The sequence below is a fragment of the Corynebacterium sp. HMSC06D04 genome (genome assembly GCF_001807315.1).
In the GTDB taxonomy this organism is placed as follows: Bacteria; Actinomycetota; Actinomycetes; order Mycobacteriales; family Mycobacteriaceae; genus Corynebacterium; species Corynebacterium simulans.
Genome location: NZ_KV788526.1, coordinates 138,200 through 158,086, shown reverse-complemented (window position 1 = coordinate 158,086; position 19,887 = coordinate 138,200). Strand labels below are relative to the sequence as shown.

General features: G+C 57.7%; 22 protein-coding genes. 8 read left to right on the top strand and 14 right to left on the bottom strand.

Annotation, left to right across the window (positions count from 1 at the left end; translation table 11 throughout):
* Window positions 1-5: 5 nt before the first annotated feature.
* Together HMPREF3155_RS01790 and HMPREF3155_RS01785 are read right to left on the bottom strand one after the other, a co-directional pair.
* Window positions 6-956: a DUF3152 domain-containing protein gene (locus HMPREF3155_RS01790; RefSeq protein WP_083281217.1), complete on the bottom strand. Its 951-nt coding sequence runs from the start codon at window positions 954-956 to the stop codon at window positions 6-8.
* A gap of 69 nt (window positions 957-1,025) precedes the next feature.
* Window positions 1,026-1,250 carry a DUF3107 domain-containing protein gene (locus HMPREF3155_RS01785; protein ID WP_061921035.1) on the bottom strand — a complete coding sequence of 75 codons (225 nt, stop codon included), beginning with the start codon at window positions 1,248-1,250 and terminating at the stop codon, window positions 1,026-1,028.
* Between the two features lie 76 nt (window positions 1,251-1,326).
* Between HMPREF3155_RS01785 and HMPREF3155_RS01780 the strand changes: the two genes are divergently transcribed.
* On the top strand, window positions 1,327-2,652 hold the full coding sequence (locus tag HMPREF3155_RS01780) for a DEAD/DEAH box helicase (protein ID WP_062041773.1): 1,326 nt from the start codon (window positions 1,327-1,329) through the stop codon (window positions 2,650-2,652).
* Complete coding sequence (locus tag HMPREF3155_RS01775) at window positions 2,649-3,887, top strand: Rv3212 family protein (RefSeq protein ID WP_062035661.1); 1,239 nt, start codon at window positions 2,649-2,651, stop codon at window positions 3,885-3,887. The genes HMPREF3155_RS01780 and HMPREF3155_RS01775 overlap by 4 nt, the downstream gene beginning before the upstream one ends.
* Before the next feature lie 38 nt (window positions 3,888-3,925).
* Here the strand turns inward: HMPREF3155_RS01775 and HMPREF3155_RS01770 are convergent, their stop codons facing one another.
* Window positions 3,926-4,402, bottom strand: coding sequence for a hypothetical protein (locus HMPREF3155_RS01770; protein WP_062035662.1), 477 nt, complete (start codon window positions 4,400-4,402; stop codon window positions 3,926-3,928).
* A gap of 562 nt (window positions 4,403-4,964) precedes the next feature.
* On the opposite strand from HMPREF3155_RS01770, the gene HMPREF3155_RS01765 reads away from it, so the two are divergent.
* Both HMPREF3155_RS01765 and HMPREF3155_RS13420 read left to right on the top strand, forming a co-directional pair.
* Window positions 4,965-5,225, top strand: coding sequence for a WhiB family transcriptional regulator (locus tag HMPREF3155_RS01765; protein ID WP_061921027.1), 261 nt, complete (start codon window positions 4,965-4,967; stop codon window positions 5,223-5,225).
* A gap of 115 nt (window positions 5,226-5,340) precedes the next feature.
* On the top strand, window positions 5,341-5,415 hold the full coding sequence (locus HMPREF3155_RS13420; protein ID WP_096030696.1) for a 50S ribosomal protein bL37: 75 nt from the start codon (window positions 5,341-5,343) through the stop codon (window positions 5,413-5,415).
* Between the two features lie 109 nt (window positions 5,416-5,524).
* Here HMPREF3155_RS13420 and rsrA read toward each other — a convergent pair whose 3' ends face one another.
* Entirely contained in the window at window positions 5,525-5,797 is a 273-nt protein-coding gene (gene rsrA / locus HMPREF3155_RS01760; protein ID WP_062035663.1) for a mycothiol system anti-sigma-R factor, read from the bottom strand.
* Window positions 5,794-6,408 (bottom strand): sigma-70 family RNA polymerase sigma factor, encoded by a 615-nt coding sequence (locus HMPREF3155_RS01755; protein WP_062035664.1) that lies wholly within the window; start codon window positions 6,406-6,408, stop codon window positions 5,794-5,796. Before HMPREF3155_RS01755 ends, rsrA begins: the two co-directional genes overlap by 4 nt.
* A 31-nt stretch (window positions 6,409-6,439) precedes the next feature.
* Here HMPREF3155_RS01755 and ybaK point away from each other — a divergent pair, with 31 nt between their 5' ends.
* Window positions 6,440-6,958 (top strand): Cys-tRNA(Pro) deacylase, encoded by a 519-nt coding sequence (gene ybaK, locus HMPREF3155_RS01750; RefSeq protein WP_082787625.1) that lies wholly within the window; start codon window positions 6,440-6,442, stop codon window positions 6,956-6,958.
* Window positions 6,959-6,975: 17 nt separating this feature from the next.
* Here the strand turns inward: ybaK and HMPREF3155_RS01745 are convergent, their stop codons facing one another.
* Window positions 6,976-7,665, bottom strand: a complete 690-nt coding sequence (locus HMPREF3155_RS01745; protein WP_061921021.1) for an SOS response-associated peptidase — start codon at window positions 7,663-7,665, stop codon at window positions 6,976-6,978.
* Between the two features lie 20 nt (window positions 7,666-7,685).
* On the opposite strand from HMPREF3155_RS01745, the gene aroA reads away from it, so the two are divergent.
* Together aroA and rsgA are read left to right on the top strand one after the other, a co-directional pair.
* Window positions 7,686-8,954 (top strand): 3-phosphoshikimate 1-carboxyvinyltransferase, encoded by a 1,269-nt coding sequence (gene aroA, locus HMPREF3155_RS01740; protein WP_235591008.1) that lies wholly within the window; start codon window positions 7,686-7,688, stop codon window positions 8,952-8,954.
* A complete protein-coding gene (gene rsgA / locus HMPREF3155_RS01735; RefSeq protein WP_061921017.1) occupies window positions 8,947-9,966 on the top strand; it encodes a ribosome small subunit-dependent GTPase A in 1,020 nt (339 codons plus the stop codon). Before aroA ends, rsgA begins: the two co-directional genes overlap by 8 nt.
* Here the strand turns inward: rsgA and HMPREF3155_RS01730 are convergent.
* Window positions 9,963-10,478 carry a DUF6912 family protein gene (locus HMPREF3155_RS01730; RefSeq protein WP_070432427.1) on the bottom strand — a complete coding sequence of 172 codons (516 nt, stop codon included), beginning with the start codon at window positions 10,476-10,478 and terminating at the stop codon, window positions 9,963-9,965. The two genes, rsgA and HMPREF3155_RS01730, sit on opposite strands and share 4 nt — an antisense overlap.
* The gene (locus tag HMPREF3155_RS01725) at window positions 10,479-10,889 is read right to left on the bottom strand and encodes an HAD-IA family hydrolase (protein ID WP_061921014.1); all 411 of its coding nucleotides are present in this window, start codon (window positions 10,887-10,889) and stop codon (window positions 10,479-10,481) included.
* 182 nt (window positions 10,890-11,071) lie between these two features.
* Between HMPREF3155_RS01725 and HMPREF3155_RS01720 the strand changes: the two genes are divergently transcribed.
* On the top strand, window positions 11,072-11,479 hold the full coding sequence (locus HMPREF3155_RS01720; protein ID WP_070432426.1) for a hypothetical protein: 408 nt from the start codon (window positions 11,072-11,074) through the stop codon (window positions 11,477-11,479).
* A 42-nt stretch (window positions 11,480-11,521) separates the two neighbouring features.
* On the opposite strand, the gene HMPREF3155_RS01715 is transcribed toward HMPREF3155_RS01720, so the two are convergent.
* The 6 genes from HMPREF3155_RS01715 to mtrB form a co-directional block, all read right to left on the bottom strand.
* Window positions 11,522-11,875, bottom strand: coding sequence for a hypothetical protein (locus HMPREF3155_RS01715; RefSeq protein WP_070432425.1), 354 nt, complete (start codon window positions 11,873-11,875; stop codon window positions 11,522-11,524).
* A 125-nt stretch (window positions 11,876-12,000) separates the two neighbouring features.
* On the bottom strand, window positions 12,001-14,559 hold the full coding sequence (gene secA, locus HMPREF3155_RS01710) for a preprotein translocase subunit SecA (protein WP_070432424.1): 2,559 nt from the start codon (window positions 14,557-14,559) through the stop codon (window positions 12,001-12,003).
* Between the two features lie 213 nt (window positions 14,560-14,772).
* Entirely contained in the window at window positions 14,773-15,420 is a 648-nt protein-coding gene (gene hpf / locus HMPREF3155_RS01705; protein ID WP_062035670.1) for a ribosome hibernation-promoting factor, HPF/YfiA family, read from the bottom strand.
* A gap of 199 nt (window positions 15,421-15,619) precedes the next feature.
* Window positions 15,620-16,318, bottom strand: coding sequence for a ComF family protein (locus tag HMPREF3155_RS01700; RefSeq protein WP_246817627.1), 699 nt, complete (start codon window positions 16,316-16,318; stop codon window positions 15,620-15,622).
* A gap of 127 nt (window positions 16,319-16,445) precedes the next feature.
* Window positions 16,446-18,188, bottom strand: coding sequence for an LpqB family beta-propeller domain-containing protein (locus tag HMPREF3155_RS01695; RefSeq protein WP_061921004.1), 1,743 nt, complete (start codon window positions 18,186-18,188; stop codon window positions 16,446-16,448).
* Window positions 18,188-19,882: an MtrAB system histidine kinase MtrB gene (mtrB, locus tag HMPREF3155_RS01690; RefSeq protein ID WP_070432423.1), complete on the bottom strand. Its 1,695-nt coding sequence runs from the start codon at window positions 19,880-19,882 to the stop codon at window positions 18,188-18,190. The genes HMPREF3155_RS01695 and mtrB overlap by 1 nt, the downstream gene beginning before the upstream one ends.
* Between the last annotated feature and the right edge of the window lie 5 nt (window positions 19,883-19,887).

Here is a 19,887-nt window from a genome sequence, read left to right as displayed (position 1 = left end):
TTCTCCTATTCCGGCTTATGCGGATCTTTAACCCGCGGGTTTGGATACGGCCATGGATTCGGCTCGCAGGTTACATCCTCGTTGGGATAGACTTCTTTGGAGTCTTTTTCATAGAGCTCAGCGTTGTTCAAGCTAAGCGTCTGCTGCATCATGACCGGCGCAAGCTTCCCCTCGCCGCCACACGCCTGGTGGGAGGCATAGCCAATGGCATGGCCAAACTCGTGGTTGATGAGGTACTGGCGGTAATTGCCCAAGTCACCTTCGAATGGCAGCGCCCCGCGCACCCAGCGGGACTCGTTGAGATTGACCGTGGACTCACCAGTGATTCCGGTGTGGCAGGAAGTCTCCGTTTCCAGCTGCGCGCCGCAGAGCTCAGCGGTGGTTTCCAGGGAGGTCAAGCGAATACGCGTATCCGGATTTTCATCGGCCTTTACGTGGGCGAATTCGAAGTCACCGGTAGCCGTCCAACCGCGTGGATCCCCCAGCGTTGCATCGACCATGGCAGCAAAGGCGGAGTCGCCTCCGTACGGGGTCGTGTCGACGCCGTTTTCAATCTCTACCGAGTAACGAACCTTCTTCTTGCCGCCCTTACCCGCATGCGCGCCGGCAGTACCCGCATCGCGGTAAGTATCGTCGCCCTTTTCCGAGAAATCACCGCCGGCGGGTAGCCCGTCCTTCGCCACAGCAATGCGGCTGGCCTTGGCGGGATCGGGGCCTACTCGGTCTTCTTCGGAGGTAGCCGCCGCGTCTCTGCGGGAAGCTACGGTGGCCTCTTCTTCTTGCGCGGGACGTGCGACGTCGACAAGCACCCACACGGTCAGCACCACCATCACTGGGATCGCAACAACGCGCCACCAACCATAAGCCTGTGCAAACCTGACGATCCACGGATCTTGGCCAGGCTTGCGATGCGGGTGACGTGGGGCGCGTTGCGAACTATCCACAGGGCTTTTCATGAGGAAATAGATTACCCGTTGCGCCCTTTTTGAGGGCAATTCCTCTGCTAGGACGCAAAGCTAATGGGTTTAAGCGCCTGCAAAACCGACGGCATGGGTCTTAGCGACGCCGATTTCTGCATAGACCACACGGTCGGTGCGGACGATGTACTTGCGGCCCTTGGTGTCTTCCAGCTCCAAGGTAGCGTTATCTGCCAATGCGGAATTGACCTTGGCTACCAGCTCTTCCTGGGTGCCCTCTGCGTGAATGACGAGCTCACGGGCGGTGTCTGCGAAACCAATCTTGATATCCATGAAAAGGTCTCCTCCTTAAAAGTTTAATTTAAAGTCTCAATGGCCCTACTATAGCCGTACCGGCTACTATCAAGTTGTGTCATTTCAACAGTCTGAGCCCTCGCAATCACCTACCTTTGCGTCCCTCGGCGTCGCAGCAGAGATCGTAGATGCCCTGGCCAGCCGCGGAATTGAGCGCACGTTCGCCATTCAGGAACTGACTCTTCCGATCGCGCTCGGCGGACAAGACCTCATCGGCCAAGCCCGCACTGGCATGGGAAAGACGCTCGGCTTCGGCATCCCAGTTCTAGATCGCGTGTTTGACGACGCCGATATTAAGGAACTAGACGGCACCCCTCGCGCCCTCATCGTGGTTCCTACTCGCGAGCTTGCTGTCCAAGTCGGCGAAGATCTTTCGGCTGCTGCTCGCAATCTCCCGGTACGCCTTGCCACTTTGTACGGCGGGCGCCCTTATGAAGAGCAGATCAAGATGCTCAACAAGGGCGTCGATGTTGTCGTAGGTACCCCGGGCCGCCTTTTGGATCTGGTTCAGCAAGGCCATTTGAGCCTCGAGCACGTGGCAATCCTCGTGCTCGACGAGGCCGACGAGATGCTTGATCTGGGATTCTTGCCAGATATTGAAAAGATTCTGGAAGCTCTCCACGGCAATGCGCACCAAACCATGCTGTTTTCTGCCACCATGCCTGGCCCCATTTTGACCTTGGCACGTACTTTCATGTCGCGGCCTATCCATATCCGCGCCGAATCAGGCGACGAGAACCAAACCCATGCTTCTACCCGCAAGGTGACCTTCCAGGCTCACCGCATGGACAAGTTGGCGATTGTCTCCCGCGCGCTGCAGGCGGAAGGCCGCGGCAAGACCATCATCTTCGCCCGTACCAAGCGCTCGGCAGCGGAAGTTGCAGACGAACTAGCCCAGCGCGGGTTCCGAGTCGGCGCAGTGCACGGTGACTTGGGCCAAGCAGCGCGTGAAAAGTCCCTCAACGCATTCCGCGAGGGCAAGGTGGAAATCCTCGTGGCCACCGACGTTGCCGCACGCGGTATCGATGTCGACGATGTCACCCACGTCATCAACTATCAGGTTCCAGATGACCCAATGACCTTTGTCCACCGCATTGGCCGCACGGGCCGCGCAGGCCATACCGGCACCGCAATCACCTTGGTGGGCTACGACGAGCTGGGTAAATGGCGCCTTATCAACGACGAACTCGACCTCAACGAAGCAGAACCGCCGCAGTGGTTTAGCACCTCCCCCGAGCTTGCCGAGGCCCTCGGTTTTGAAGAGGGCATCGCCGAGTCCGTCGGCCCCGCGACTAAGGTAATCGGCACAACCCGCCTGCGCGAAAAGCCCTCGCCTCGCAATTCCACCCGTACCCGCCGTTCCAGGAGCCGCCGTCGATGAGCAAGACCCCAATCCTTCGCGCGAGCGCGACTGACTGGAAGTTGACTGGCGCCATCGCTGCGGTGTGTGCGATCGCTGTAGGAGGAGCCTACTTTAGCGCCGATATCCGCGACTCTGAGCTGGTTCCGGCAAGCCATGCCATGCCTGACGACGTCGAGGTGCTCGCGGAACCCCCGGTCAAGCTTGCCGAATCCTTCCGCTTGCCCAATACGCCCGTGCCGGGCCAATACCGCGCGCTTTCTGCGAAGGGGCTGACCATCACGCACGAGGGTGAAACAATTACTGCCTCTGACCCGAATGGCAATCCGGTATGGCACTACACGCGTGCGGGTTTAGACTTGTGTTCCCTGGGCACTGCTTGGGGCAAGGTAGTTGCCACCTACCGCACCGGCGTGGGCTGTGGCGATACCGTGGCTATTGATGCGGCGACGGGTCAGTACTCGGATACGCGCAGCGCTATCAATTCCGAAGATGTCGTGGCCATTGCCTCCAATGACCGAGTAGGCACCGTCTCTACTGAACGCGTAGACATTTGGCGCTCGGACATGGTGCGCACCATCGAGTACGGCGATGTTAAGGCCAAGCAAGAGCCGGATATGCAGGAACACGAGGAGTGTTCCATCACCTCGGCTCTAACGCGCACTGAAAACCTCGCCGTTACTGAGTCCTGCCCAGAGAATCCAAACGTTACGTCGCTGCGCCTGATGGGCGCCACCCCGGAGGATTCGCGTAAGCCGGAGATTTCCGCCGATGCCACCATGGATAATCAAGGCTCGAGGCTAATTGCAGTGGGCCAAAAGGCCGCGGCGGTCTATCAGCCCGGCGAGACCCCGCGCATCGATTCTTACTCTGAGACCGGCGAAAAGACCGCCTCACAACCGGTTGCGCCTTCCCCGGAGGTTAATAACTCTTCGACGCCTTTCGCACCGGCTACAGCGGATCTTCCACACCACATGTCTTGGTTTGATGGCCAGCGCCTCTATTTGTTTACTCCGACTACGCTCAAGGTGGACCACGTCTTTGAGGACGCAATCGGAACCGGCATGGCAGTAGGAGATCGCCTGCTTATGCCAACCGATGAGGGAATCGCAGTGGTCAACTGGAGCACCGGTGAAACCGAACGCAACATCCCCGTCGACCGCGGCGACTACGAGGGCCCCGTCTTCCTCACGCAGTCTGGAACCGCCATCGTGGAACAACGCGGCGACACCGCAGTGGGCCTTAGCGCGCTTTAAAGCGCTGCCCGCACAATCGCCGCTGCCAGCGGCCCTAGCTAGCCACGAAAGTTGGCCTCGGCCCACTTCGCGGAGTCCGGCACGACCATCACGAAATACAGCGCGGCAAGAGCGCTGGCAAGAGTGATAACACCCAGCACCGCAGCGCCGCCGCTAAACATCTGGAAAGAGCTCGCGGCAAGGATGATCTCGACGAGGACCACTGCTCCCCTGCCCCAGCGCTTACCCTTTACAAAGGCTAGGGCACCGATAATCACAAAGCCGAACACGATGAAGATGAAGACAGCGGTGCCGAAACCAACGAAGTTGGAAGCGCCTGCCTCAGAGACCATCGAAGCGTTCTCAGCACCCTTCAATTCACGGATAATGAGGAAGAGGCCGAAGGCAATAACAGCCACGGACTGCACGATGGCAATGCCCGCAGCAATCAGCACCGAGCGCGGCGCGCCCGAATTCGCCGCGGCGCTTTTTTCAAACTTTTTGGCAGTGTTCTTCTTCGAATTCTTCTCAGTCACGCGCCACAGTCTACTCACCTGTTTAAAGCATGAGACGCATTGTCATGCCGTTACGACGCGCGGATTTGATAACGCGTGGGAACAAGTACTGCTAGGAACGCGTCCTTAACTATCGACGCGGATGCGCATCGGGGGCATCTGTCCAGAAGTAGATTTGACGGGATCCAAGTCACCACACTCACCTAAAATAACCCAAAGTGGCAGGTAAACTAATTATTGCCAGCTTTCTTGCAGGAAGAAGGGCGCCATTTTTCGCCGTTCACTTGCATGAAAGTCAGTGATCTTTGCCACAATTTACCTCTTAACCCTAGCGGGATGGAGGTAAACATGTCATGATTCTCAAGTAGCAAAAACAACGGACTGTTTAAGCAGCCCAAAACTTGGAAAAACATCCAAGTGAACACAAAGTGAATCATGGCGGCGCCGACGCTGGCCCTAACTCGAGACAGGGCCCCACTGAGCGCAGACCGGTTCGCTCCCACCCCTGTTAATTGCTGTAGTCCGCATTTGTGGACCGCAGAGACCTGTCATGCTGTCTAAATTCTGTTAGGAGATTTCAATCATGGATTGGCGCCACGAAGCTGTTTGCCGCGACGAAGACCCAGAGCTGTTCTTCCCAGTAGGCAACTCCGGCCCTGCACTTACCCAGATCGCAAAGGCCAAGCTAGTTTGCAACCGCTGCCCAGTTTCCTCCGCTTGCCTGAAGTGGGCACTGGAGTCCGGCCAGGATGCCGGAGTCTGGGGCGGTATGTCTGAGGAAGAGCGCCGCGCTCTCAAGCGCCGCCGCAACCGCGGCCGCGGCCGCGCACGCGTTACCGTTTAAAATTCACTTCCCTAATTCTCCGCTAACCTAACCCGATTTCCCCACCGGCTGATCCAGCCACTAAAGTCAGTGGGTAAGTAATTTATCCGCTCACCTATTAGCAAGGAGGCCGCCCATGTCTAAGCGTGGTCGTAAGCGCAAGGATCGCCGTAAGAAGAGTGCAAATCACGGCAAGCGTCCTAGCGCGTAAATAAGCAGCACGACAAAGGCTCGCTCTCCCTTCGTTGAAGGAAGGCGAGCCTTTTGCTGTATCTAAAATAGGCTGCTGAATCTACCTTTGGACTATCTACCTTTGAATTTTAGTTCCAGCGAACCTCGGTACGAGTTATTTCGATGGTGATGCGCTGACGCAGCGACTGTGGCGCTTTGGTGCCAGAACAACACTTGCGAACGAGCGCACGAACCACTTCTTCGCTTTCAAGCCGTGCTTGGCATTCGTCGCACTGGGCAATATGTTCACGGATTTCTAGCGCACGCGCATAGCTTGTGCGCTCATCCAATAGCTCGCAAAACAGTGCCTGGACCTCAGGAGAATTACATGCGCCGCAATTGTTTCCTGTAGCGTTGCTCATTGCTTCTCCTCCATGTCTGGGTGGTTGAGACCGATGCCTTCTTCTCTAGCCACGTCTTTCAACGCGCCACGAAGGAGTTTTCTTCCACGATGTAGCCGGCTCATGACCGTGCCAAGTGGAGTGTCCATAATTTCTGCGATTTCCTTGTACGCCAGGCCTACGACGTCGGCGTAATAGACAACCATGCGATAATCCTCCGGCAAATCATTCATAGCCTCGGAGATCGCGGAATCCGGCATCAACTTCAATGCTTCGACTTCGGCTGATTCCAGGCCTGTCGAATCATGGCCGGCAGTTGTATAGAGCTGAAAATCGCTCAAATCATCTGCTGAAGATTCCGCCGGGCGGCGCTTCGCCTTGCGATAGGAGTTGATGTAGGTATTGGTCATGATTCGGTAGAGCCAAGCTTTGAGGTTGGTGCCTTGCTTGAAGGAGCCAAAATTCTTATAAGCCTTCAGATAGGTCTCTTGAATCAGGTCTTCGGCGTCCTGCGGGTTGCGCGTAAGACGCATGGCTCCACCGTAGAGTTGGTCGAGTAAAGGCAGTGCTTGCTCCTCAAAGAGGCGCTGACTGTCCTTAGCGCTAGTAGTTTTTGTAGCCACGTATCCCATCCTAATGGGTTGGCATGACGCGGCTACTAAAATGCGGCTTATGTCCAAGTCCAAGAAAACTCCGCATGCCGCTACCCCAGCTTTAAAGCTCTTGGAAGAAGCGGGAATCCCACATAAGGTGGCAATCTTCGAGGGCGGTACGGATCATTTCGGTGACACTGCCGCAGCGGAACTAGGCATCGATGCTGATCGCGTATTCAAGACTCTGGTGGTCGATCTCACCGCGGGCAAAGGCGCCAAGCGGGAATTAGCGGTTTGCGTGTTGCCAGTCTCACACAAGCTCAGCCTAAAGAAGGCGGCCGCGGCATTCGGTGCGGCGAAGGCGACGATGGCTGATCCTCAAGATGCCTCGAAATCCTCCGGCTATATTCCAGGCGGAATCTCTCCGCTAGGCCAAAAGCACGTTCTTCCCACCGCAATTGATGAAACGGCTGTCCTCTTCGACACCATCTTTTTCTCCGGCGGGCGCCGTGGCCTCGACATCGAAATGAATGCGGAGGACTTAGCCAAGGTTCTCGATATCACTTTCACCGACCTGGTAGCGCAGTAGTTGGCGCAGCAATCGTTCTAGAACAGCCCTTCCGGGGGTTGTTCTGCAATAAGCTCGGCATAATCGTTATGCACGTTGCCCACGGCTGGATCCGCGGGCCGCGCTTGAAAACCGGTGACGGTGCTTGGCTCGAGCAAAGGCTCGCCTGCCAGCCATGGCCCGATTTCCTCCTGCCGCAGGAACTTAGGCAGGCGGCCGTGCAGCCACGCCATTTCTTCGGTGGCTTCGGTGGTAATCATCGTGGCTGAAAGCCTGTCTTGGCCCGAGGACCACAGCCCGGCAGCAAAGAGCATGCCCTCTGGGCCGGTGACGTAATAGGGCGTCTTCTTGCCCTTGCCCTTGGCCTTGGTTCCACCGCCTGGGCTTGAAACGTCAGCTTTCCATTCGTAGTAGCCATCCAACGGAATGATGCAGCGATTGCGTGCGAAAGCCTCGCGGAACGAAGGCTTAGTCGCCACGGTTTCGGCACACGCGTTAAAAAGCGGCGGACCGTTTAGGTCCTTCTTCCAATGTGGGATAAGACCCCAGCGTGCTGGCTCCACACGTGCTACGGATTCCTGTACACGCACCACGGCAATCGGCTGTGTCGGGGCGATGTTATAACGCGCCGGCGGCAGCCCTTGTGGGGCGTGGACCTCCTCAATACCTGGCCAGTCGCCAACCGCGGCGAGTAAAGACTCGCTGAACAAAACAAATCTTCCGCACATGAACTTATATTATGGACTACATGTCTTTGTATTGGTCAGCCCCGCGTGCCACCGGCCCACTGGATTGGGAACAACCCATTCCAGGGTCGAAGTCGATCACTAACCGCGCCTATATTCTGGCAGCGTTGGCTGACTCTCCATCTATCCTGCGCAATCCGTTGCAGTCACGCGATACGCGTCTTATGGAGGCAGCGCTTGAGTCCATGGGCGTTGCCTTCCGCCACGAAGGCAACGACGTCCACGTCAATCCGGGCCCGCTGCACGGCGCCACCGTCGAGTGCGGTCTCGCAGGAACGGTCATGCGCTTTGTCCCACCCGTCGCAGCACTAGCCAATGGCCCTGTCCGCATCGACGGTGACCCGCAAGCACGCAAGCGCCCAATGGGCACGATGCTTTCCGCACTGCGCAGCCTCGGCGTTGAGGTCGAGGGCGAGGGCCTGCCCTTTGCCATCTCGTCCACGTCAGTTCCAGTAGGCGGCGCAGTGACTATCGACGCCTCCGGTTCCTCCCAGTTCGTCTCCGGACTCTTGCTTTCGGGCGCGCGCTTTGGGGAAGGCATCACCGTCACTCACGAAGGCGGCCCGCTTCCTTCCCTGCCGCATATCGAGATGACCTGTGCAATGCTGCGCCAAGCCGGCGTCGAAGTCGAAGAAAGTAACAATACCTGGCGCGTTAGCCCCGGCCCCATCGCCGGCGGGGAATGGAACATCGAGCCCGATCTCTCCAACGCCACTCCGTTCATGGCCGCAGCGGCGGTTGCTGGCGGCCGCGTAACCATCCCGCAGTGGCCACAGCACACGACCCAGCCGGGCGCTGAGATGTGCGAGATCCTGCAAGCCATGGGCGCCCACGTGGAACAAACAGAAGATTCCGTCACCGTCATCGGTGCCGCGGACGGCAACCTGCATGGCATCGAAAAGCACATGGGCGATATCGGCGAGCTCACGCCTACCGTCGCTGCCCTGTGTGCGCTTGCTTCCTCGCCCTCGCGTCTTAACGGCATCGCTCACCTGCGCGGCCACGAAACAGACCGTCTGACAGCGCTCGCAACCGAAATCAACGCCCTAGGTGGCAAGGTCACGGAGCTTTCCGACGGCCTCTATATCGAACCGGCGCAGCTCCGCGGCGGGAAGTGGCATTCCTACGCGGACCACCGCATGGCAACCGCCGGCGCCATCATCGGGCTGCGCGTTAAAGGCGTGGAAGTAGAAGACGTCAACACCACTGCGAAAACACTTCCTGGCTTTGCAGGAATGTGGGAAGAAATGCTGGAGGCCGCCCGTGGCTAGAAGTACACGCTCATACGACGAATCCGACGTACGTATCCGCCCCGGTAAGGGCTCGCGTCCGCGTACCAAGGATCGCCCCAAGCACAAGGACGCCAAGTTCGGCATGGTGGTGACCAAAGACCGCGGCCGCTGGGGCGTGACGCTCGACGAGGGACCGCAGGTCGTCGCCATGCGTGCACGCGAGATGGGCCGCACCCCGGTCGAGGTCGGTGACCGAGTCGGCGTCGTCGGTGATACCAGCGGGCGCAAGGACACCCTCGCACGCATCGTCAAGCTTGCGGAGCGCACTTCTGTTTTGCGCCGCACTGCCGACGATACGGATCCTTATGAGCGCATCGTCGTCGCCAACGCCGACCGCATGCTCATCGTCACCGCAGTGGCGGATCCTCCCCCACGCTCCGGCTTTGTAGAGCGCGCACTCATCGCCGCCTTCGTCGGCAACGTGCACCCAGTGCTCTGTCTGACCAAGACCGATCTCACCGACCCCACACCTTTTGCTGCCGAATTCGCAGATCTTGACGTCACCGTAGTCGAAGCAGGCGTCGATGATTCCTTGGACCAAGTGCGTGATGTGATAAATGGCCACGTCACAGCCCTCATCGGGCACTCCGGCGTGGGTAAATCCACGCTCGTTAATCGCTTGGTTCCCGACGCTAAGCGCGAGACCGGTGAGGTCTCCGCCGTGGGCAAGGGACGCCATACCTCCACGCAATCCGTCGCTCTTCCGCTGCCAGAAGAGCTTTGTGCAGACGGCGGCTGGATTATCGATACCCCAGGCATCCGTTCCTTTGGCCTAGCGCATGTCGACGCCGATACAGTCCTCGGTGTCTTTGAAGATCTAGCCGCGGCAACAGAATATTGCCCGCGCGGCTGCACGCACGTCGGCCCCCCAGCCGATCCAGAATGCGGGCTGGATCTGAAAATTCCCGAAGGCTCAGCCTCCGCCCGCCGTCGTGACGCGGTGCGCAAGCTGCTCGAAGCGCTGCGCACCAACGTCGATTGGGAAAATTAGAGCAGCTCCACCAAGAAGGGCAGCTCAGATGGGTCGTAGAACGCCATAAAGTTATCCAGGGCGTCTCCTACGGCCAGCTCCGCGTCTTCGTCACCAAGATCGGCGTTATCGATGACCTCGATGGCCTTCGCGGTAGCTTCCTCAGACTCTTCCACGTCCACGTGGATAGCCTGCAGGTTTTCCTCCGTAATGACTGCAGGATTCAGCTTGACTACCGGATCACCCATGTCAGGCTGGGGAGTTAACACAGACTCGTCAACGTCCACCGAAATAACTACGCGACGATGCGGGAAATTCTCCTCGTCGCCAATGGCGAGCAGGCGAAGGGATGCCATCGAAGCCTCCAAGAATGCGGAGTAGGCAATCTCTTCTTCATCCCCCTCGGTGTAGAACTCGCGCAGCGCAGGGGTCACGGTAAAGCCCCAGCCGGAGCGTGCGGCCAACTGGCCGGTCTCCTTAAGCTCGCTGAGCATAGCGAAGGTCGCCGGCAGATAAACGCGCGCCTTAGCCACTTAGAACTCACCCTCGATGTCGAATACAGCCTGGACCTCGACGCTGGTGCGGTCGAAGACGGTATACAGCATGCCGAGCATTCCGAAATCAACGGCAGCACGCACGTTGAGAATAGAGTCATCGACCATGACGCAGTCATTGATCGGCAGCTCGATGGCATCCGCCGCAGCCTGGAAGGCAGCCAGCTCAGGCTTTTCTGCCCCAATTTCGCCGGAAAGGATGACCGCATCAACGATGCCGCGGTATTCCCACTCGCGGATATGCTCTGCGCCTGGGCCACCTGGATCATTAGACAGGATGGCGGTCGCTACGCCGTTAGCCTTGGCTGCAGCGAACAGGGAACGCCAGCGCTTGACGTCTTCCTCGGTGCCGTCCAAGACACCAACGAAATCTACGATAAGACCGCGCATTTAAACTTCCTTAATACTAAAAGAGCGGGTGTGCTTTTAACGGACGAAAGTATATCTAAAAATAAAAAATATCGCGCCCACCCCTTTCAGCATTCTCACAGGAGCCAGCGCTTTCCGACGCCACGTGGCACAATGGTGGGTGCGTTCGCCTCCTGTATGACCTGCAGGAAGGCTCACTTAAGTTGTATTCACCTATCCCTGGTTTTAGCCACCTCAAGCTCTATACCGCGCCCGATCGAGTGCGCTATGAGAGAAAGCCCACGGAAGAAGACCTTTCCGCCCGCAAGGAAATCCTCGACCTTGTCGTCTTCGCACTGGAGGTTACGGGCGGGCTGCGCCCACTGCATCATCTAGCGGGCAACAAGTACAACCGCGATATCAAAGTGCATTTGCACGCTTGGGCGCTTAATCATCGGCCCCACGATAGGCCGCTGCGCGCACAGCTGCGAAGCCTGCACGCCCGCGCTAACGGTGAGTTCTTTGGCTCGGCCGATATTGGCGGCAAACGCCATGGTTTTACCGGGTCCTTCAAGCACAATCGGCTAGAAGAGTTCCGCTTGCTCTCCCTTGGCCACAACCTGAATATCTAGGCTCAAGGGGCAGGGCTCGCACCAAGTACTTAGGGCCAAATATTAAAGCGACCCCAGGCGCAGCAGGATGTCGGTCCAATCCACCGAGGTCCATGCGCCGACGCCGAGGCCAATCACAGAGGCGATGCCGCCAAAGAGCATGCCAATCTGGCCGAAGGCAGGGCGCTCTTCGGGGGTCTTACTGGGTTTTCCATCTGCAATGCGTTCTACGCATTCTGCGACCGTGAGGTTCTCGGTTTCGGCAGCAGAAAAGTAATCTTCCATGCCTGCAGCGACAACAGCCTCATGGCAGGAACGCGGTTCCTGTTCAACCTCGCCGTAGGCTTGCGCGGTTCCGCTCAGGAGCGTGGCAGACAAAAATGCCGAAAATCCCAGGCTGAGTGAACGACTGCGCACGGAGTTACCCTTCTTAGAAAAAGAAAATCTATTGTTGGCTTCCTTCTAGAGTATAGGAAACTGGCATAAAACTTAAAGCGCCTGACCAATTTCTTGGCCAGACGCTTCAAATGAGCTTATATCCGCTAAGCCTCGGTGGTTTCAGGGGAAGCTGCCTGGGCTTCCTGCTGCGCCTTGAACTGCTTGCGGAGCATGAACAGCTGGCGGACGGTCTCTTCCTTGACGCCCTCGTTCATGGCGTTGAACATCTCGCCGCCTTCCTTCTGGTACTCCACCAGCGGATCGCGCTGTGCCATCGCACGCAAGCCGATGCCTTCCTTCAGGTAGTCCATCTCGTAGAGGTGTTCACGCCACTTCTGGTCGATGATAGGCAGGATGACCATGCGTTCGGTGTTGCGCATCTGGGACTCGCCGCCGATAGCGCTAACGGACTCTTCGAGTTCGTCGTACTCGTGGTTAGCATCGCTTAGCAATGCATCGCGCAGCTGCTCTGCACTTAGCTCGCCGACAGAACCGTACTCGGTGCCCTCCACCAAGGACTCGTGGCTCATAGTCGGGCCATAGAGAGACTCCAAAGCATTCCACAGCTCGTCCAAGTCCCAGTCCTCGACGTAGCCGGTGGCAGTAGCGCCGGCAACATAAGCCGACACGGTGTCATCGATCATGTCGCGGATGTTGTCCTTGATGTCACCAGAGTCCAAGATGTCGTGGCGGGTAGCGTAGACAACCTTGCGCTGCTCGTTGAGCACTTCGTCATACTTCAGAACGTTTTTACGCATTTCGAAGTTCTGATTCTCCACCTGTGCCTGGGCGCCCTTGATGGAGTTGGACACCATCTTCGCCTCGATCGGGACATCGTCAGGCACGTTCAGGCGGTTCATCATGTTCTCCATGGACTGACCCACGAAGCGAACCATCAGCTCATCACGCATCGAAAGGTAGAAGCGGGTCTCACCTGGATCGCCCTGACGGCCGGAACGGCCACGCAGCTGATTGTCGATACGGCGAGATTCGTGGCGCTCGGTGCCCAGGACATAAAGGCCTCCTGCTTCACGGACCTCGTCACCCAGGCGCTTGGAACGCTCACGCTCCTCGTCAATCTCAGCGTCCCATGCCTCCTGGTAACGCTCTTCATCCTCGAAAGGATCGAGGCCGCGCTCACGCAGTTTCTCGTCCAGGATGACCTCGGGGTTGCCACCCAGCACGATATCGGTACCACGGCCTGCCATGTTGGTAGCAACGGTTACGGTGCCAGGGCGACCGGCGCGGGCGACAATCTGGCCCTCTTCCTCGTGGTGCTTCGCGTTCAGGACGGAGTGCTTGACGCCACGCTTGGTCAAAAGCTGGGACAGGTACTCGGAGCGCTCAACGGAGGTGGTACCAACCAGGACCGGCTGGCCGGCCTCGACGTGCTCAGCAATGTCATCGACGACTGCGGCGAACTTTGCTTCCTGCGTCTTGTAGATGCGGTCAGCCTGGTCAACACGCTGGTTCGGCTTGTTCGTCGGAATCGGCACAACATCGAGACCATAAATGGAATGCAGCTCGGCAGCCTCGGTCTCTGCGGTACCGGTCATGCCGGAAATCTTCTCGTACAGGCGGAAGTAGTTCTGCAGAGTAACGGTCGCCAGAGTCTGGTTCTCGTTCTTGATCTCCACGTTTTCCTTGGCCTCAATGGCCTGGTGCATGCCCTCGTTGTAGCGACGGCCTGCCAGCACGCGGCCGGTGAAAGAGTCAACGATCATGACCTCACCGTTACGCACGATGTAGTCCTTATCGCGCGCAAACAGTTCCTTCGCCTTCAGCGCGTTGTTCAGGTAAGACACGAGCTGCGAGTGCTCTGGGGCATAGAGGTTGTCGATGCCCAGCTGGTCTTCCACGAATTCCACGCCATCCTCAAGCACGCCGATGGTGCGCTTCTTGTGGTCTACCTCGTAGTGGATACCCTCGCGCATCTTCGGCGCAATCTGGGAGAAAACGTTGTAGAACTGGGAGGATCCGTCCACTGGGCCGGAGATGATAAGCGGGGTACGGGCTTCGTCGATAAGAATGGAGTCAACCTCATCGACGATGCAGAAGTTATGGCCGCGCTGGACGACGTCGTCAAGCGTGCGGACCATGTTATCGCGCAAATAGTCAAAGCCCAGCTCGTTGTTGGTGCCGTAGGTGATATCGCAGCCGTAGGCTTCCTTGCGCTGTGCAGGGCGCATCTCGGAAAGAATGACGCCAACGCTAAGGCCCAGCCAGCGGTGCACACGACCCATCATCTCGGCGTCACGCTTTGCCAAGTAATCGTTGACGGTAACGATGTGCACGCCCTTGCCCTCAAGCGCATTGAGGTAAGCCGGCAGCAGCGAGGTCAGGGTCTTGCCCTCACCGGTGCGCATCTCGGCAACGTTGCCGAAGTGCAGCGCCGCGCCACCCATGATCTGCACCTTGTAGTGCTTCTGATCGAGCACGCGCCAAGCGGCTTCACGGACGGTGGCAAAAGCCTCGAGAAGAATGTCATTCATCTCTTCGCCGGCCCCCAGGCGGTCCTTGAATTCCTGGGTCTTTGCCTTTAGTTCTGCATCAGATAGCGCAGCGTACTCCGCATCGAGAGCAATAACGTCATCAGCCATCTTTGCTAGGCGCTTGACGGTGCGTCCTTCGCCTGCGCGCAGCAGCTTGGAGAGTCCAAACACTTCTAGATAGTCCTTCTTGTCGCGACAAAATAGTTAACTTCTCGTCATTGTACCCACTGGGTAGTTAACGCTTGATTCCGACCACCTTATGAAACCCTGAACGTTTGCGGTGCGTCAGCAAAACTTTAGCCCCTCCTCCGCGGTGCATAGGCCCCGACAATCAGGGACTTAAGCGAACGCGGCGGAAGGGCTAAATCTTAAAAAGAGTTGGGTTTACTCCTCAGTTGCGTCCTCCGACAGGGAGATGATGCCGTAGTCGAAAGCATGACGACGGTAGACCACAGATGGCTTGTTGTTTTCTTCGTTAATGAAGAGATAGAAGTCGTGGCCCACGAGCTCCATCTCGCTCAAAGCATCATCGACGCTCATCGGGGTAGCCGGGTGCTCCTTGGAGCGGACGATCTGGCCGGGGCGAACATCCTCGACGGTTTCTGCATAGGGATCGATGTAGCGCTCTTCCTTCGCGCGCTCGTGCTCTGCAGCAGCAACGATCTCAGCAGCCAGCTCGCCGGTACCCTTCTGCGCGCGGTGACCGGACTTCACGTTCTCACGGCGGACCTTGACCTTACGCAGGGAACGCTCCATCTTTGCCAGAGCGGTTTCCAGTGCTGCGTAGAAGGAATCTTCCTTTGCTTCAGCGCGAGCGATGTGGCCCTTACCCGTTGCGGTGATCTGGATGCGATCAGACTCTGCTTCACGACGCGGGTTCGGCTCGTGCTGGAGCTCCACGTGGAAGAAAGTCAGAGTCGGGTCAAGGCGTTCAATCTTGGCCAGCTTTTCGGTGACGCGCTCTTGGAAGTGGTCTGGCACCTCGACGTTACGACCGGTGATGGTGACCTGAGCGTTGGTGGGCTGGGACATTGAATTGCCTCCCTTATCTCGTGGGGACTGAATGACTGCACATTCCGCAGGTGAAAGGCCCTTTCCGATGCGACTTTCCAAAATAGAAACCGGATGGTTTGGGACACTTTATCTGCTTCCCTGTGACACTCTTCATGGTAGCACTGGTCATAACCAAGGGGACCAATAGGGCCGGAATTACCCCTGCAACCAACCGAATCTAAGCTTCTGCCAGTACGATTGCCCCATCAGGGACTCCCCCGCTGCCCCGCAGACGGCTGGCGCTGGCCACCAAAGTTGCGCCGGTGGTTACCACGTCGTCGACAAGCAGCAATCGTCGTCCTACGATCCGGCTTGCAGCAGGCCTGACCTGCACCGCTGCGCGCATATTGTCCCAGCGTTGAGTTGCAGAAAGCTCGGATTGATCAGCCGCTGACTCCCGAACTTCCAATGCCTCGCATACGCTTACCCGCGGCAAGGTCTTGGCCACCTGCATGCAAATCTGCGCTACTGGGTCGCCACCGCGTGCTCGCGCCGAAGAACGCCGCGTGGGGGCTGGCACCAGCACTAATTCCTCCGGAATCTCGCCGCGCGCCCGCAAATGCTCAATGCCTGCGGCATAAACTGCTGCCACATGGCTGCGCACTTTGCGGTTACCCCGCTCCTTCATGGCCACGATGAGGTTTCGCCGCACGTCCGAATAGGGCCCGAGCGCCCATACCGGCATCCCCAATGGGACTGGCCTAGCAATCTGTTGCGGCAGCGCCCGCAAATGCAGCTGGCAACGCGCACATAGATGTGCTGCAGCCTCTAGCTCTCCCCCGCATCCGGCACACTGATGCGGAACAACTATTTCTAACAAGGCCGCCGCACGCTGTGCCAAAACGCGCGAATCCCAATGCTTACCTACTAGTGCCACCTATCTCTTCTCCCCCCGAGCACTCGGCTTATTTTCGCCCCATGTTTGCCTCACGCATGCTTGTCTCACGATTGCCTGAAGCCACCCCAGCTTTAGGCGCAGACGTCACAACTTGTATAAGGCGCTTTTACTTGGCAACGATAGGTGAAGAACGCTGACCCTGCAGGCCGGCAACCTCGCGCCAGAAGGTGTTGTCGGTGTTTTCGGCAGGTAGCTCCAGCAATGCGTGAGAGTCGGTGATGTAAAGCTTCGTTGGAGAAGCTGCAACTGCCACCACCGGCGCGGTCACATTACCCGTTGCCAAAGTCGTTGCAGAAGAGCCATCCTGTTCGATGCGCCATACCGGCGAGTTCACGCTATCTGTGCCCACCATCAATCCGCCGTCGCTCATCCAATCCAGCGAAAGCGCGGTATTTTGTATCTCTTGACCCACGCGATGCGCATTAACGATTGAGTACTTACGGTTTTTGCCGCGCACGACGACGCCGACGTAGACGTTGCCCTCAATAATCATCGCAACGCGTGCTCCGGTAGCCGAGAGGCGAATAACAGAAATCTCGCCCTGAATACTATCCAGGCTAGAGGAGTCGACCTCAGATTGATGCAGTTCGCCCTTCGCCGAGCGGGATACGCGAACAATTTTCTTGCCATCAACAACAGTCCAAATGCTCTGGCCGTTTGCCTCAAAGGTCGGGCGCGCCAGTGTCTTAGACTTCAGGTCATCCTCCAGCTTTACGCCTAGCTCTCCCATGCTCAATTGATATTCATCGGAGGACTTCTTACGTATTGCGGCTACGATTCCTTCCTTGGAGATATCCGCAGACTGAACATCTGAGCCCCTGCCCAGGACGCTGTTGGCTGGCTCCACCTGGTCACCTGCGACTTCAAACAAGGCTCCGTTGTTGACGGCGAAAAGCTGGGCGTCAGAGCTGACCAGATTTCCAGGGTTGAATTCGGCAAAATCATCGACGGTCATCACGTCCAAGCCATCAACGAGAGGGCTACCATCCGCCGTAGCTTTAACGGTGGTAGATACACCAGCGTTGTTTAACGTCCACGTCAGCGCCGCGGCAAAGCGGAAACGCTCGTCCTTGCTCATCGAGCTCAACCCGCCGAAGTTGTAGGTGCCGTTTTCATAACCTAAGAACGTCGCCGAAGTTGGCGTTAGATCTGTAGTCGCCGGACGCAGATCAGTATTGGGGCCTTCCAGCAACAAGGTGACAATTTCGCTATCGATGGATTGCTGGCCGGTGTAGATCCAGCGCCTATCCGAAACGAGTGATTCGCCCGACTGCCCCAAGAAATAAAGCGAAATTGGCCGGTAATTATTACGCAAGTCGTTGCGTTCAATGACCAACTTGGGCGGAAAATCTTGGATACGCCACTGCCCGTCCACCTTCTGCATTTGCACGGTGGCTGAATAATCGCGTTCACTCGGGGTATAAGCACCGTTAGGGCTCAAGGTACCGATATGTTTTCCACTGACTTCGAAGGTTTTATGGTCCAGGCCATTATCCGTGGTCAAGATGTCGATAGAGTCGACCACATCCACGGCTTCTTTCGGCGTCCATTGCTCTTGGGCGTCCGGTGTTAGGAAGTTGCGGGTGGATTGATAGTCATTGGCAGGCTTCCCGGAGGCCTTATAGAATTCACGCAGTACCAAGTCTGCATCCGCGTCCTGCTTCGGGGACATGATTTCCACTTGCGGATCGGCTTGCGGTGCAAAAGTGGCGATGACCTCGGGCGCAGTGTTATTCGGCAGCGTCGAGCAGCCGGCAGCCGAAAACAAGAGAAAGCCACTAGACAGCGCTAGACATTGCCGCGCCTGCTTTTTCCAGCGCGTAGCCCTAGACGAGTTGGGATTATTCATCACCGCTCCTTCTCGTCGTCTTGTACACCCTTATCCGGGTGCGCTGCCTCGCTTTCGGCGACGCTACCAGAGCGACCACCGCTGGATTCAGGGCCAGGTTCCGGGGCGTCGTCAAGCACCGCGGACTCCAGCTCCACGAACTCACGAGCACGGCGCTCCGAAGGCCAGATGATGCCGACATCTTCTTGCTCCATTACCTCTGCCGCTTCCAGTTCCGGCTGCGGGGCATTGGGGACCTCAAGGGCAATCGGCTGCTCTTCGATGGCCGTGTTCGGCGAGCGCGGAACGATGAGGCGGAAGCGCGAACCGACGCCGATATAACCGATGGCATCGAGCGTACCGCCGTGCAAGACCGCATCCTCGCGGGCGATGGCCAAGCCCAAACCGGTACCCCCTGAATGGCGCTTACGCGAAGCATCTGCACGCCAGAAACGGTTGAATACGAGCTCTTCTTGACCGTCCTTCAGACCCACGCCAGAGTCGGTCACCGCGATGCCCACCGCTTGGTCATTGGCCTGCAAATCGACGACCACGGGATTTCCCTCAGAGTGGTCGATAGCGTTGGCCAAAAGATTACGCAAGATGCGCTCAATGCGGCGCGAATCTGCTTCGATAGTGACGGGCTCATCCGGCATATTAACCTGCACGTCGACGTTTAATTCCTCTGCCAGGTGCTGGACCTGTGCCAGCGCAGAGTCAACACAGGAGCGGGCGTCGAATGAGGCCGTGGAAAGGTCAGCCACGCCCGCATCATGGCGCGAGATCTCCAGCAGGTCGGCGAGCAATTCCTCGAAGCGATCAAGCTCGCGAATCATCAGCGCTGATGCGCGGCGAGTATGCGGCTCAAGGGAATCCGGATCAGCAGCGATGAGGTCCGCCGCCATGCGTACCGTGGTCAACGGAGTGCGCAGCTCATGGGAGACGTCTGAAGTAAATTGGCGCTGGAGATCGCCATATTCCTCAAGCTGGTTAATCTGCTTTGAAAGCTTGTCAGCCATGTCGTTGAAAGAGCCCGCCAGACGGCCCATTTCATCGTCAGAGTTGACCACCATACGCTCGCGCAAGTGGCCTGCCGCGAGGCGTTGCGCAATGCGAGATGCGGAACGAATGGGAACGATAACCTGCTGCGTTGCCAGCCAAGCGATGCCGACCAGCAACACGACAACCACCACGCCGGCTGCCGAAAGCAAACCGCGCATGAGCGCCATTGTGGCTTCCTCAGACTCCATCGACAGCACCAGGTAAACCTGGGCGTTTGGAATATCGGAATCGATTGGGGTGCCAATAATCAAGGCATTATAAGGATCGCCGCCGGGGTGATCCACGCTGGTGTATTGCTGCGCCACCTGGCCGTTAGACACCAAGTCCCGTAATTCATTGGGCAGGCGAAAGCCCTCAGGAGAAGTAGTAAGAGAGTTATCGTCGTTTTCTACGGCGATAACAGCTTCATAGGCTTCTTGGTGTTCGTTGTGATCAGCCGATAGCTGGCCAAGGGAAGAACGTGCGGAATTGATGCGCACTTGGTTCGAGTTGGCGCTGCCAGTGGCATCGATTTGCTGCTCCACGGTGGTACGCGCGCGATCGAGCTCCTGGCGGGCTGCATCTTCTTTTTGGCTGACCAAACGCTGCGTCAGCACCGAGACAAGCGCGTACGCCAACAAGAGCATGACCACCGTGGATGCCACGAGGATCATGCCGA